Origin of the sequence: Acinetobacter kanungonis, from assembly GCF_009939195.1 — a bacterium.
Taxonomy (GTDB): Bacteria; Pseudomonadota; Gammaproteobacteria; order Pseudomonadales; family Moraxellaceae; genus Acinetobacter; species Acinetobacter kanungonis.
Window position 1 is genome coordinate 66,851 of record NZ_JAACKC010000002.1, and the last position, 14,316, is coordinate 81,166.

General features: G+C 44.3%; 14 protein-coding genes. 10 read left to right on the plus strand and 4 right to left on the minus strand.

What is annotated here, in order from left to right:
• Positions 1 to 221: 221 nt before the first annotated feature.
• From urtA to urtE, 5 genes are all read left to right on the plus strand, one after another.
• Positions 222 to 1,505 (plus strand): urea ABC transporter substrate-binding protein, encoded by a 1,284-nt coding sequence (gene urtA / locus GWK51_RS04535; protein ID WP_161932853.1) that lies wholly within the window; start codon positions 222 to 224, stop codon positions 1,503 to 1,505.
• Between the two features lie 88 nt (positions 1,506 to 1,593).
• Positions 1,594 to 3,219: an urea ABC transporter permease subunit UrtB gene (gene urtB / locus GWK51_RS04540; protein ID WP_161932854.1), complete on the plus strand. Its 1,626-nt coding sequence runs from the start codon at positions 1,594 to 1,596 to the stop codon at positions 3,217 to 3,219.
• 5 nt (positions 3,220 to 3,224) lie between these two features.
• A complete protein-coding gene (gene urtC / locus GWK51_RS04545; RefSeq protein WP_161932855.1) occupies positions 3,225 to 4,298 on the plus strand; it encodes an urea ABC transporter permease subunit UrtC in 1,074 nt (357 codons plus the stop codon).
• A complete protein-coding gene (gene urtD / locus GWK51_RS04550) occupies positions 4,295 to 5,113 on the plus strand; it encodes an urea ABC transporter ATP-binding protein UrtD (RefSeq protein ID WP_161932856.1) in 819 nt (272 codons plus the stop codon). The genes urtC and urtD overlap by 4 nt, the downstream gene beginning before the upstream one ends.
• Positions 5,114 to 5,123: 10 nt before the next feature.
• Complete coding sequence (urtE, locus tag GWK51_RS04555; protein ID WP_161932857.1) at positions 5,124 to 5,822, plus strand: urea ABC transporter ATP-binding subunit UrtE; 699 nt, start codon at positions 5,124 to 5,126, stop codon at positions 5,820 to 5,822.
• 54 nt (positions 5,823 to 5,876) lie between these two features.
• On the opposite strand, the gene GWK51_RS04560 is transcribed toward urtE, so the two are convergent.
• Positions 5,877 to 6,578 (minus strand): phospholipase D family protein, encoded by a 702-nt coding sequence (locus tag GWK51_RS04560; RefSeq protein WP_161932858.1) that lies wholly within the window; start codon positions 6,576 to 6,578, stop codon positions 5,877 to 5,879.
• Between the two features lie 35 nt (positions 6,579 to 6,613).
• On the minus strand, positions 6,614 to 7,336 hold the full coding sequence (locus tag GWK51_RS04565; RefSeq protein WP_161933064.1) for a hypothetical protein: 723 nt from the start codon (positions 7,334 to 7,336) through the stop codon (positions 6,614 to 6,616).
• 261 nt (positions 7,337 to 7,597) lie between these two features.
• Here GWK51_RS04565 and GWK51_RS04570 point away from each other — a divergent pair, with 261 nt between their 5' ends.
• Complete coding sequence (locus tag GWK51_RS04570; RefSeq protein ID WP_161932859.1) at positions 7,598 to 8,098, plus strand: DUF1877 family protein; 501 nt, start codon at positions 7,598 to 7,600, stop codon at positions 8,096 to 8,098.
• Positions 8,099 to 8,172: 74 nt separating this feature from the next.
• On the opposite strand, the gene GWK51_RS04575 is transcribed toward GWK51_RS04570, so the two are convergent.
• Positions 8,173 to 8,898, minus strand: a complete 726-nt coding sequence (locus tag GWK51_RS04575; RefSeq protein ID WP_161932860.1) for an outer membrane protein OmpK — start codon at positions 8,896 to 8,898, stop codon at positions 8,173 to 8,175.
• Positions 8,899 to 9,411: 513 nt separating this feature from the next.
• Positions 9,412 to 10,386: an allantoinase PuuE gene (puuE, locus tag GWK51_RS04580; protein ID WP_161932861.1), complete on the minus strand. Its 975-nt coding sequence runs from the start codon at positions 10,384 to 10,386 to the stop codon at positions 9,412 to 9,414.
• A gap of 241 nt (positions 10,387 to 10,627) precedes the next feature.
• On the opposite strand from puuE, the gene GWK51_RS04585 reads away from it, so the two are divergent.
• The 4 genes from GWK51_RS04585 (at position 10,628) to dsbD (ending at position 14,314) form a co-directional block, all read left to right on the plus strand.
• Positions 10,628 to 11,005 carry an HPF/RaiA family ribosome-associated protein gene (locus tag GWK51_RS04585; RefSeq protein WP_142769941.1) on the plus strand — a complete coding sequence of 126 codons (378 nt, stop codon included), beginning with the start codon at positions 10,628 to 10,630 and terminating at the stop codon, positions 11,003 to 11,005.
• A gap of 143 nt (positions 11,006 to 11,148) precedes the next feature.
• Complete coding sequence (locus GWK51_RS04590) at positions 11,149 to 11,691, plus strand: ankyrin repeat domain-containing protein (RefSeq protein ID WP_142769942.1); 543 nt, start codon at positions 11,149 to 11,151, stop codon at positions 11,689 to 11,691.
• Positions 11,692 to 11,705: 14 nt separating this feature from the next.
• Positions 11,706 to 12,476, plus strand: coding sequence for a transporter (locus tag GWK51_RS04595; RefSeq protein WP_161932862.1), 771 nt, complete (start codon positions 11,706 to 11,708; stop codon positions 12,474 to 12,476).
• Between the two features lie 17 nt (positions 12,477 to 12,493).
• The gene (gene dsbD / locus GWK51_RS04600; RefSeq protein WP_161932863.1) at positions 12,494 to 14,314 is read left to right on the plus strand and encodes a protein-disulfide reductase DsbD; all 1,821 of its coding nucleotides are present in this window, start codon (positions 12,494 to 12,496) and stop codon (positions 14,312 to 14,314) included.
• The last annotated feature ends 2 nt before the right edge of the window (positions 14,315 to 14,316 follow it).

Here is a 14,316-nt window from a genome sequence, read left to right on the forward strand (position 1 = left end):
GTGCAATTTCAGTGGGGAAGAATGCAATGAGCGGATGAAAAATGCACCATCCTGAGTCGTGAAAATACAAATCAGGAGGCAATGATGTATACAAGATTGTCGAAATAGACGAATGAATTTTAAAATTAATACAATAAAAACATATGGTTAATTAGTTGGCATAAAAATTGAATACTCTGGGCAGACATAACCAAAAAACACAAAATGCTTGGAGAACTAAAATGTTCCAACAAAAACTATTGAGTAAAACCCTTTTGGCAGCAGCAGTGGCGGGGAGCATTGCATTAACAGGCTGTTCAAAACCAGCAGAAAAAACAGAAACCGCAGCATCGGAAGCCAAAGTACCTGCGGCCAGTGGCGATACCATTAAAGTAGGGATTTTACATTCGCTGTCAGGCACCATGGCCATTTCTGAAACTTCACTGAAAGACACGGCACTGATGGCGATTAATGAAATTAATGCCAACGGTGGGGTCTTGGGGAAAAAATTAGAACCTGTGGTGGTTGACCCTGCTTCAGACTGGCCGTTATTTGCTGAGAAAGCCCGTCAGTTGATCACTCAAGATAAGGTAGCCGTGATTTTTGGCTGTTGGACCTCGGTCTCACGTAAATCTGTCTTGCCAGTGGTGGAAGAACTCAATGGTTTGTTGTTCTATCCTGTGCAGTATGAGGGTCAAGAACAATCGAAAAATATTTTCTATACGGGTGCTGCACCGAATCAGCAAGCCATTCCAGCCGTGGAATATCTAATGAGTGAAGAGGGTGGCAAGGCGGAGCGCTTTGTGCTGTTAGGTACTGATTATGTTTATCCACGTACCACCAATAAAATTTTACGTGCGTTTTTGAAGTCGAAAGGCATTGCCGATGCGGACATTATGGAAGAGTACACCCCATTTGGTCATAGCAACTATCAAACCATTGTCGGTAATGTGAAAAAGTTTGCCGCAGGCAAGAAAACCGCGGTGATTTCGACCATTAATGGTGACTCGAATGTGCCGTTCTACCGTGAATTGGGCAATCAGGGCATTAAAGCGTCGGATATTCCAGTCATGGCCTTCTCGGTGGGTGAAGAAGAACTCCGCGGTATCGACACCAAGCCATTGGTGGGTCATTTGGCGGCATGGAACTACTTCATGTCGGTGAAAAATCCGAAAAATACTGAATTCGTGAACAAGATGAAACAGTATGCGGTGGAATACAAACTGCCAAATGCGGATAAATTGGTGACTAATGACCCAATGGAAGCGACCTATGTTGGGATTAACATGTGGAAGCAGGCGGTAGAAAAAGCGGGCACAACCGAAGTCGATAAAGTCCGTGATGCCATGGCGGGTCAAACGTTTGCTGCACCCTCGGGCTACACCCTGAAAATGGATGAAAGTAATCACCATCTACATAAGCCAGTGATGATTGGCGAGATTCGTGGCGATGGTCAGTTTGATGTGGTGTATAAAACGACCGATACCATTAAAGCGGAGCCTTGGAGCCCGTACATTCCAAAATAATTCCCCTCAACCTACTGCTACGGCAGTAGGTCTTTTCATTTCTTCATTCCGATGACAGACCATTTGCCTTGTGAGGGGGAGTCTTTTCATGTCAATAAAACGCTATTGTGTGGCGCTGCTGTGTACCTGCCTGCACATATTCTTCAATCCTGTCTGGGCTGAAACATCTACCGCTGATGCACCGCTGCAAGTCCAGCAGGCAGATCCGATTCAGCGTTTTGTCAAAGCCGATTTTGCTGAACGCCGTGCCATGTTGAACCAATGGCCTGCCAGTATTGAAAGTCTCGATCAGTTGGTGGCCTATATTGATCAAAATGAATTGTATCGAGATGGTGCAGGTCAAACTTATATCTTAAAAAATGATGAGAAGTTGTATCAGTATCCTGACATGCAAGTGCTGAGCACGTGGCCTGCGGATTTATCTCAAGTCACGTTGGTGAATACCTTGCGTAAAGCTTTGAGTTTTGGGCAAGCCAAAGTTAAATTGAAATCGGATGAAGCAACTCAGCGTTTAGCCGCGATTGATATTTTAGAAAATAATTTAGATGAGCTTGATCCTGTCTGGATTCGCCAACTCTATCTGCAAGAACAAAACAATAAAGTCAAAGCACGTCTGAAACAGCTCAAAGCGCGTATGGATTTAAGCAGTTCCGATGCGCTGGTCAAGTTACAGGCGGTGAATACCTTGTCTGCATCGGATCGTCCTGATGTGCTGGCAGTGATTGAACAAGAACTCAATCAAGCGAACCTAAATCCTGAACTTGAAGCGGCTTTGCAGGCGGCAAAAAGCAGTATTAAAACCCGATTACAAGCCAGTGAATGGGCAGGGCATGTATTTTCAGGACTCAGTACCGCCAGTATTTTGCTGTTAGCCGCACTGGGCTTGGCGATTACGTATGGTCTGTTGGGTGTGATTAACATGGCGCATGGCGAGTTGATCATGATTGGTGCCTACACCACTTATGTGGTGCAAAGTCTCTTTAAAACCCATTTAGGACAATATGTAGACTGGTACTTACTGGTTGCAATTCCTGCTGCTTTTTTTGTGAGTGCCTTGATTGGCATGCTGATTGAACGCACGGTGATTCGTCCGCTGTATGGCAGACAACTAGAAACTTTACTGGCGACCTTTGGGGTCAGCCTGATTTTAATGCAACTGGTGCGTATGATTTTTGGCGCACAAAATGTCGAAGTCTCGAATATTGCATGGCTTTCAGGTGGTATCTCATTAACGCCAAGTTTAATGCTGCCGTATAACCGGATCGCCATCATTATCTTCACCGTCGCAGTGCTCTTGCTGTTGGTGTATCTCCTGAATAAAACCCGTTTTGGTCTGTTCGTTCGTGCGGTCACCCAAAACCGCCAGATGGCGCGTGCAGTCGGGATTCGTTCGGCACGCATCGATATGTTGGCCTTTGGTTTGGGGTCAGGATTGGCAGGTTTAGCGGGTTGTGCCTTGGCGCAAGTGGGTAATGTCGGTCCAGACTTGGGGCAAAACTACATTATTGATGCCTTCTTGGTGGTTGTGGTGGGCGGTGTTGGACAAGTCTGGGGTGCGGTACTGGCCGCCTTGGGTCTGGGCATCAGTGGTACGGTGCTGGAAATTGGTTTGGGTGCGGTACTGGCCAAAATTATTCTGTTGGTGCTTGTGATTCTGTTTATTCAGAAACGTCCACAAGGTTTGTTTGCCATTAAAGGGCGTTTTGTGGAGTAAACCTGATGAAAATAACAACTTTATTTGCCGACAAAACCTATAGTGCCGTTGCGATTGCAGCCTGTTTTGCGGTGATGCTGATTTTGCCGTGGCTGCATGTATTACCTGCCGAATCCGCTTTGCATCTCTCTGCCTATTGGGTCACTTTAATTGGCAAAATCATGTGCTTGGCCCTTGTGGCTTTAGCTTTGGATTTGGTCTGGGGCTATGCTGGAATTTTGAGCTTGGGGCATGGGCTGTATTTTGCCTTGGGCGGTTATGCTTTTGGCATGTATTTGATGCGGGAATCGGCTGGATCAGAATTGCCTGATTTCATGCGCTTTCTGAGTTGGACTGAATTACCATGGTACTGGGTCGGTACAGAACACTTTCTGTGGGCATTGGTACTGGTGGTCTTGGTCCCAGGTCTAATCGCATTTATTTTTGGCTTCTTTGCTTTTCGTTCCAAAATTAAAGGCGTGTATTTCTCTATCATCACCCAAGCCATGACGTTTGCGGCAGCGTTGTTGTTTTTCCGCAATGAAACAGGCTTCGGTGGCAACAATGGTTTCACAGGTTTTAAAACCATTTTGGGCATGGACATTACCTCGGCGTCCATGCGTGCCACCTTATGCTTTTTAACGGCATTGGTGTTGCTGCTGTGCTATTTGGGCTTACGGCACTTAATGAATCAGCCTTATGGTCGAGTGCTCGGGGCGATCCGTGACAGCGAGAACCGCTTGCAATATTTGGGCTACCGTACCCTTTGGTACAAGCTCTCGGCATGGGTCTTGTCTGCAGTCATTGCAGGCATTGCAGGGGCACTGTATGTGCCGCAAGCAGGCATTATTAATCCAAGTGAAATGAACCCAGTCAACTCGATTGAAATGGCGGTTTGGGTTGCAGCTGGGGGACGTGGCACCTTGATAGGTCCAATTCTGGGTGCGGGTTTAATTAATGCGGTGAAGACCTATTTCACAGTGGCATATCCAGAAGCGTGGCTACTGATTTTGGGTGGTTTATTTATTGTGGTGACTTTATTCCTGCCGAAAGGGGTGATTGGGTTATTTGATCGTTTTAAAAAGGAGCATGATGCATGAGCGAAATGATTCAACCGCATGGTGGACATGCTTCAGAAGGCTATGGGCGACCAAAAGAACAGGGTGCCGATTTTAGCCACGGCATCGCCCTGTATTTGGAAAAAGTCAGTGTCTGGTTTGACTCTTTCCGTGCCCTGAATGATTTATCGCTATATATCGAACAGGGGGAGTTACGCTGCATCATTGGTCCGAATGGGGCAGGTAAAACCACCTTGATGGATGTGATTACAGGAAAAACCCGTCCTACAGAAGGTTCAGCCTTTTTTGGGCAAACCTATGATTTGGCGAAGATGAGTACTGAACAAATTGCAGAAGCAGGCATTGGGCGTAAATTTCAGAAACCGACGGTATTTGAAAACTTCACGGTTTTGGAAAATTTACTGCTGGCTGCACCCAAAGATAAGCGAGTGAAAAAAAGCTTTTTCAGTAAATTGGATGCAGATGTTCAGATCGCACTGGATCAAACCCTCGAGCAAATTCGTTTAAAAGAATTGGTCAACAAGCCTGCGGGCCTGTTGTCACATGGTCAGAAGCAATGGCTGGAAATTGGCATGTTACTGATGCAACGTCCAAAACTGATTTTACTGGATGAACCTGTGGCAGGCATGACCGATGCGGAAACCGAACGTACAGCGGAACTGTGTCTGGAGTTGAAAAAGGAGCATACCTTGGTGGTGGTTGAGCATGACATGAGCTTTATCGACACCATCAGTGAAAAAGTCACGGTCTTGGCACAAGGGGCGATTCTGGCAGAAGGAACGCTGGCAGAAGTGCAAGCCAATGAAGACGTGATTGAAAAATACTTGGGGCGTTAAGGAGCAGCACATGTTAGAAGTTAAGGCGGTAAACCAATATTATGGGGGCAGCCACATTTTACGTGATGTGTCGTTCCAAGCCCCGATTGGCGAATGTTCAGTGGTGTTAGGACGCAATGGTGTCGGTAAAACCACCTTGCTGAAATGTCTGATGGGGATTTTACCGATCAAGTCTGGACAGATTGTATTGAATGGCAAAGACATTTCAAAACTTAGCCCCGAACAGCGAGTACGGGCGGGTTTGGCCTATGTGCCGCAGGGGCGGGATATTTTTTCGACCTTGACTGTGGAAGAAAATATTTTGATTGGTATGGCGAAATTTTCAGGCGCCAAAACCAAAAAAGTACCCGAACATTTGTATGAAATTTTTCCTGTACTGGACGAAATGAAGCATCGCCGTGCAGGGGATTTATCAGGAGGACAACAGCAGCAATTGGCAATTGCACGTGCTTTGGCCTCTGAACCTAAAGTGCTGATTTTGGATGAGCCGACGGAGGGGATTCAACCTTCCATCATTAAAGACATTGGTCGTGTGATTCGTAAACTGGCGGATGGCGGTGATATGGCGATCATCTTGGTGGAACAGTTTTATGACTTTGCCGAAGAACTGGCGGATGGCTATACCGTGATGGCACGTGGACAGGTGATTGCACAGGGGCGTGGTGCTGAAATGCCTGAAAAAGGCATTAAGGATTTAGTGGCAATCTAAAATGGATTCACCTCTTAAGTCCTGTGCTCCATGACTTAAGAGGTTATGATCTGATTACAGACTGGTATTTTCAGACCATAAGAAATAACCGCCATATTGGCTAGGTCTGTATTCACCACCTATAGCTTTACCTTGTTCAGTTAGAAAATGTTTCCCGTTTTCATTGAATTGCAGCAGTCCTTTTTCAACAAAAATCTCTAAAAGCTCGCCTGTTTTGATTTTATGCTTGGCTGCCAATTTTGAGGAAGTCAGTTTGGTAGACTGGTCTGAATCTTCTTGAGTCGTCTCTGCTTTATTCGCTTCAGCTTTGACTTCATCTAAAGAAATCCTCACTTCATCACTAATCCGAATGATTCGTTGGGCTTCTTCATACGCATCTTTAAAGACTTGGGCATCTTCTTCTTTCGAAATTAAAATGCCCATCTCATTATTATTGACTTGGCTAAATTCATACAGGTTTAAACTCGAAACAATGCAGCTTTCTTCATTCAGATAGCACTTGGCATGTAGGTTTTTGCAAAAGCTAATCCGAACATAATCCAGTTGTTGCATCCATTTAATTTCATCAGGATGCAAATCACTTTTGCCATAAATAATACGAATATCAATTTTTATGCGGTTCTTATCTTCAAGTAATTCTTTAATACGATCATTCAGTCTTAAATAGGGACTAATCAGAATTAAGCGCTCTTTGGCATTTTTGATTAACTCTTCCAGAAAAAAGTTCGTTGCACTGGTATTTAAAAATTTCGCCATGTGATGACCCTCAAAAAATTATAAAGCGATATCAGTTATTTAGTTTCTACTTTTATATAGGTGCCGCTGGCAGAGACATTATGCCCAAAACCACAGCCTGAAGTATTTTGCTGTTCTTCCACCACAATTTTCTGTCCCTGTTTGGCATCAGTGGCAAAATTTAACTGGATTTGGCAATCCTCATATTTATAAATTGCTTTTTTCTGTTGTAGCGGCATTTGTGTATCGAAGCTGCCTAAATTCGGTCCATAAATCAGCCCCCGCAGTCCAAAATAATAGCCTTCAAATTCAATTTGATAAGTATTTTTAAGTTGTTTTACCGTGATGCTATCCCATTGTCCGAAACCATTGGGACTGACATAGGTCCCTGCCAAAGCGGATGAAGCTTGTAGCTTGGGCAATTGGGACAAATTGAACTGACTCATTTTTGAATCGGGATTACGCAGAAACCATGCCCGTGCCCACAGGGGTTTGCCCAGTTTGGCATAGGTCAGTCCGACATTATTATTGGCGATTTCTATCTCGCGATCCGTGACCTTAACACCACTTTCATCTGCATTAATTTGGCAAAAATGTGACCAAGCCGCTTGATCCTGAAACTGGTTGAGGGCTTGGGTGTATTGTTTTTGGTCGTAATATTGCTTACCCAAACGCGCATATTGTTTCAGTTTGCTACAGCCTTGTTGTAACTCTTGTTCATAGCTCGATTCGGCCATGCTAATCTGTGGAAAAATCCATGCGGAGGTGCTTAAAGCCATAAGGGATAAAATTTTAAATTTCTGCATTGTTATTAAAATTCAAAAGTGATGTGCTAGATAGTCTAGGTAATCTGACGGGATTTAAACAGTATAAATCAAGAAAAAATGAGCGATACAGGTGGCTGGTTTTTGTTTAAAAAGGAAGCGATTCAATTTGGGCGGGTAGGTTACAAACTGCAATTGAATTAACACAGTTTGTACTGTGTTTTGGTCGCCAAATCGAGCTAAGCTAAGGGCAATAAGTATAACAAGGACCTCATCATGGACGCTTTTCTTTTCAGCATTGCCCCGAATGATTTAGAGAATTTAATGCTCGATGCGGAGAGCATGGGGGACATTGAACAGGCCCCATATAAACAGCAACAAATTGATTTGGGGGGGCTCTGGCCTGTGCTGGGTCAAATGTTCAGCCAGCAGCGTTCGACTCATTTGAATTTACATGACCTCATTTATGCAGAATATCCCATCTCGGAACACTCGAAAATAAAATCCGTTGCGCGCTATAATCCAGCCGTGCATGTCATGGAATTGACGCAAGCCCTTGAACAGATTAGCGTTGAAGATCTAGAAAAATATTGTCAGCAGCATCGGCATACCTCTGAAATTGCCCAGTTAGTGGGGGATCACTCAGCGCAGTTAGATGAGGCAGAGCTCATTTTATTATTGACCCAATTAAAAAGTTTTTATCGGCATGCCATGGAACAAAACTATGCTGTGGTGAGCTTGATTGCCGAAAATTTACGTCCGAAACAATTGATTTAGTCTACAAGCTACGAAACGGATGCATAAAAAAAGCAAGACCGATGTCTTGCTTTTTCTCAGGCTGATTCAATCCATTAGAAATGGTATTTAATCAAAGCGCTGACGTTATTTTCGTCATAATCTGTACCGTATTTGTTGTTCCAAACCGACCACTCCGCACCGAGGTATAAACGCGTGTCTGGAGAAATGTGCTTACCGACATTCCATTTCCACTGTGTGGTCCAGTTCATTTCACTCTTGTGATCATCTTCAGCAGTTGACCAGTCTAAGAAACCGTCCACAAGGAAGTCTTCTGAACCGAGTTTAAATGGGACACCGTAAACCAAGGTCATTTGGTAGTCATCATCTTGCTTCTCATTGTCAGCTTTGTACAAATTCACTTGAGCATATTGGAAATATGGAATGGCAAGATCTACACCTACACCATAAAGGTAGTTGTTAAAGCCATCACCACCTGTACCAGCTTCCCAAGTGGTTGCAACCAATACATCTTTAATTGGGCCTAACTCAAGTTTTTGACCAGAGATTGCACCAAGGCTCAAGCGCGGTGAAGCCTCGAAATAAGTTTGATTACCATCAACATCATTGTTGGTACGGTCAGCAAAAGCAAAGAAATCACCGTATTTCAACTTTGCTGTATATTCAAAAGTTACCGTTGTTTGCTCGTCCTCACGTGCAATCAGTTGGTAATCTTCACCATATAAACCTGTGATACTAAAATCTTGCCAGATTGGCGCAGCTTGAGTAAAAGTCGCTGCAGTAGCCAATGCACATGTCGCCGCAATTTGAGTCAGTTTCATCAAAAAATATCTCCCCCGAGAAAGCGTTTAAAGGATACAGATTCTTTAGCAAAAATAAAGCCAAATTTGACCAATAATTTAAAAAATCAGCCATTGAAAATGAATTTAAATAGAGTTAATAGATGTGATTGATAATATTGATTATTTTACCAAATGGTACAGTTTTAACAGAGTTTTAAAATCGCATAAAATAGATTGAAAACTATTGGTGATAAAATATTCAAGATAAATGTTTTATAAGACAGATGTTTGCACCAATTTGGTGAGCTTGTGTTTAACCATTTGGTCAATTGTGTTGATTGTCGAGCTGACCTTAAAAATAGAAAGAGATTATTAAAGCATGGTTCATTTTGCATCATCCTTTGGCAGAAAGACGCGACCTACTGAAATTCAGGATTAAGCAATTTAACTTATTAATGTCTGAACATGGGATCTGTAGCAGATTGCCAAAAGAGCGCAAACTTTGCAGTTCTCTTTTGGCGGTGAGTGATGCCGCTGTGCATTTAACGCCATTTAATGGGATGCTGCGGGTGGATGTTGCTCTAACCAATGTTGCGCGATATCGCCACGTCGGCAAATCCAAACCTGCTCATGCGACTGAATATAATCCAAAAACTTTTGTAAGGCCTTAAATCGTCCAGGTCGACCTAACAGTCGGCAGTGCATACCAATCGAAAGCATTTTCGGTGCATCTGCACCTTCGGCATAAAGTACATCAAACGCATCTTTTAAATACTGGAAAAAATCTTCACTGGTGCTAAACCCATTGGCTGCACTGTATTTCATGTCATTGCTGTCGAGGGTGTACGGAATAATCAGATGTGGACGACGGTCGCCTGCCTGATTGGTCAATGTGGTCCAAAAAGGCAGGTCATCACCATAATGATCACAGTCATATTGAATCTGCGGGAACTCTGCCAGCAGCTGACGGGTGCGTGGGCTATCTCGTCCTGTATACCAGCCAATTGGAGCATAACCAAACAAGGCTTCGAGTACGCTAATGGCTTGATCCATATGCTGACGTTCTGTTGCTGCATCGATATTTTGATAATGTAGCCAGCGTTGTCCATGCGAAACCACATCGTACTGTGCCGCTTGAATGGCTTCGACCACATACGGATTACGAACTAAGGCCATGCCGACACCAAAAATGGTCATTGGCAGTTGGCGACGTTGAAATTCTGCATGAATACGCCAGAACCCTGCGCGAGAACCATATTCGTACATGGAATCCATCGACATATGTTTTTCTGGATAGCTGGCAGCGCCAAAAATTTCCGATAAAAATTGTTCCGAACCTGCATCGCCATGTTCAATGTGGTTCTCTCCACCTTCTTCATAATTCAACACAAACTGCACCGCAATGCGTGCTTGATTGGGCCATGCAGCATGAGGAACTTGCCCGTGATAGCCAATTAAATCACGGGAATAAGGGGTGGATCGTATCGAGTTGATGAGTTCTTGACCACGCAAGTAAGGAGTTGTCACGATTGGTTATCCTTTTGATAATTTTTTTAAAATAGCACTTGCATATTTTCGAGTTAAGCCCGATATTCAAAGGACAAGGACACGATTCTGCAGACTCAAAAGTGTTCATCATTTCAATGAGGAGGTTGGTTCCAAAATTGATTAAAGATGTTCGAATGCTGTGTAAACAGCAAGCTACAAGCGTGCCAAGATAAAAAAGTTTTGCACAAAAAAGATTCAGATAGATAAAGAGGATTAGATTATGAACATTGAAATCCGTACAGATAAAAACATTCAAAATAATGATCGTTTAATTAGTTATGTGCGTGCAGAACTGAACCAAGAATTCCAACGTCATAGTGAACGTATTACCCATTTCTCAGTCCATTTAAGTGATGAAAATGGGGACAAAGGCGGCGATGATGACATTAAATGTATGATTGAAGCGCGCCCAGCAGGATTAAAGCCTGTGGTGGTGAATCATAAAGGACATAATGTTGATACAGCCTTGCACGGTGCCATTGATCGTTTGAAACGTAGTCTTGAGCATGTGTTTGAAAAACGAGAAAATCCCCGAGGTGGGCAATTAGAATTTGCGGATGCTGATGCAGGCAAAGATGTGATTGATGATGAAGATTAAGCTCAACTGAATTGAGCCGAAAATAGAAAAAAGCCCTGCGGGGCTTTTTTTATATGAATTAAAAACTTTAGATATACATTTACCTCAAACAAAACACCCAGAATTCGGCATAATATTCCGAAACTGATGAAAGAGTATGTTCCATGTTAACAGCACAACAACAAGTCTTTGTGCAGGCGATAGAAGAATTAGACCTGCCGCAAGTACAACGTCTTTTAGCTGAAGGTTTAGATCCCAACTTTATTGATGCTGAGAAAGGTCCTGCTGTTTCAGTGTGGTCAGACGGATTATTTCAATGGTGGGAGCATGTTTGCGAAGCCTATGAAGCAGGCCAGGCATTGACTGAAGAACAAAAACAGCAGCAACTGGCAGTGCATCTCGAGATTATGGAGGCTTTAATTCAAGCCAAAGCCAATTTCTACTTATGGGACAGTGAAGAATTATATGGTCCGTTATGGGATGCGGCGAGTTCGGCATGTGTACCCGCAGTACAGCGTTTATTAGACATCAAGGTCGATCCAAATACCCGTGATGAACATGGACACACCATTTTATCTTCGATCAGTGATTTATTTTTTGATTGCGACTTCGATGCGATTAACTGGGCAGAAGCTTTACCTGAAGAACGTCAAACGTTAGAGTTGTTGCGCAGTCAGGGTGCAAAAATGACCAAAGAATTGGCTTAATACCGAGGCAAATCATGAAAAAATTACAACAATATGGCGTATTGGCACTGACTCTTGGTGCCGCTTGTCCCGTTTTTGCGGCAGACTTTTCGTTTGAGCGTCCAGGTTCGGGCATCGGCACAGGGATTACACCAGTCGGACAACTGGCTTGGGAACAAGGTTTGCCAAGTGCCAGCTATCAAGAAAGCACCGTCGATGGCGTACAGCAAAAAACCACAACCTTGAATGCAGACACCTTATTGCGTACGGGGATTGCACACAACTTGGAATTACAACTGGGTTGGCAAGGACCATCTTGGAGTCAGGTCAAGCAAGCGGGTAAAACGGTGGATGAAGATGGCTTAGGCGATGTCAGCATCGGTTTAAAAAGTGCAATTGACCTGAATGATGACAACTTGACCATGGCGGTGCTGTTGGAAGCGGTACTGGCAACAGGTAATGATGGCTTTACTGCAGAAGACGATATTTATGCTTTGGCAACTGCCGTGTCTTATCAGCAAAGTGATTTGCTTAACACCTCTATCACCATGCGTTACGAAGTTCAGGATGGCGATTGGGCAGTGACCGCGATCCCGACCATTGGCTATAAGCTTTCAGACAAATGGTCAGGCTTTTCGGAATTGGTCTATCGTAAGGCGGAAAGCCAAGACTATGAATACTCACTCGGTTCGGGTGTAATTTATGCCTTGAATGAGCGGACTCAGTTCGATGCCAGTGTGGGCGTAGTGTTGAGTGGTGCCGATAAGAGCTATCAATCTGGTTTAGGCGTTTCGTACTTATTCTAAAGGTGTCAGTCTTGTTTATGGAAAAGTCTCTGCTGCTTGCAAAATCGTATGGGCGCAGTGTGCTCTGGCTATGTGCTGCATTCTTGGTATTTTGTTCAACCTTGCTGCACGCGCAGCCAGCCTTGTTATCTGCCGAAGAGGCTTTTCCTGTTCAAGTCGAATCTGTTTCTGCACAAGAAGTGCAGTTACATTGGGATATTCCCGAACATTATTATCTGTATCAGCATAAGTTTGAGGTGCGACAAGGACAGCAGGTTCTACCGTTAACTTTGCCTAAGGCACAAGCACTGTTTGATGATAACTATGGTCAAACTCAGGTCTATTATCAGCAAGTACAATTTAATGTCCCTGCACAGGCCTCGCAAACCTATCAAGTGACTTGGCAAGGCTGTGCCAAAGACCGTATTTGTTATCCACCACAAACCATTGAATTTAAAACCGATGCCGATGGTTTGGTGGCTTTGCAAAATCAATCGACTGCACCCAAGCGACTGTTAGATTTAAATTCAAATCTCAACCATGCCACCGTAGAAAATGCAGAGGTCTTGGATCAAAGCACTACACCTACTGCATCGCCAACTGCTCAGGATCAACGTTGGTCGGCCCAGTTGGCACAGCGTTCACCCATTTACGGCTTATTGCTGTTCTTAGGCTTAGGTATTTTGCTGGCGTTTACCCCTTGCTCTCTACCGATGATCCCGATTCTCAGTTCTTTGATTGTGCGTGATCGGCGTGGGGTCAAGGCTTGGATGATTGCCTTGGTGTTCGTGTGCAGTATGGCCATGGTCTATGCCGTGTTGGGCTTGGTGGCTTCTTCTGCGGGTCTGAATTTCCAGCGTTGGCTACAGCAGCCATCGACCCTGATTGCATTTAGTCTGTTGTTTGTGGTGTTTGCCTTCAATTTATTTGGTCTGTTTGAACTACGTTTGCCACATGCCGTGGTACATCGTTTAGATCATTGGCAGTCCATGCAAAAAGGAGGCAGCCTGATTGGGGCTGCAGTCATGGGCATGATTTCTGCCTTGCTGGTGGGTCCATGTATGACCGCGCCGCTGGCAGGAGCCTTGCTCTTTATTTCTCAAACCCAGAATCAGTGGCAAGGCGCTTTGCTGTTGTTTACCCTTGGTTTTGGGATGGGCTTACCGCTGTTGTTGGCCAGTATTCTGGGGGCTAAAGCTTTGCCAAAGGCGGGCTTGTGGATGAATCAGATTAAGGTGCTGTTTGCCTTTTTAATGCTGGCACTGGCGCTGTATTTTATCCGTCCACTGTTGTCTGAAGGCTGGATGCAGGGCTTAAGTTTGCTCTTGGGGCTGAGTTTTATTGGCTATGTGCTGTACCGTGCGCTGTGGCAAAAATCCCCATTACGCCCGTTGTATCTGGTGATTTTAATTGTCGCGGTACCTTATGTGATCTACAGCCAATATCAGCAAAGTCAGCGTTTCTTTGTGGAGCAAAGTTCACAACAAGCCCAGTGGCAGGTGGCGCAAACTGCGGCAGAGTTTCAGCAAATTTTGGCACAGGCACCAAAAGATCGTGGCATTGTGATTGATGTCTATGCGGACTGGTGTGTGGCCTGTCAACCGATTGAGCATCGCATTCTCAAGTCGGCACAGGTACAGCAGGCCTTAAGTCCCTATACCCTGATTAAACTGGATTTAAGTCATTATGATGCCAGTCATCAACAATTATTGAATCAATGGGATATTCTGGGTCCACCGACCTACTTGTTTTTAAGCCCTACGCAGCAGGAAATTCGTGGCTTACGCTTGACGGGTGCCTTTAGCGAAACTGAGCTATTGCAGCAATTACAACAATTCCAACAAGGTTTAGGACATTAAGC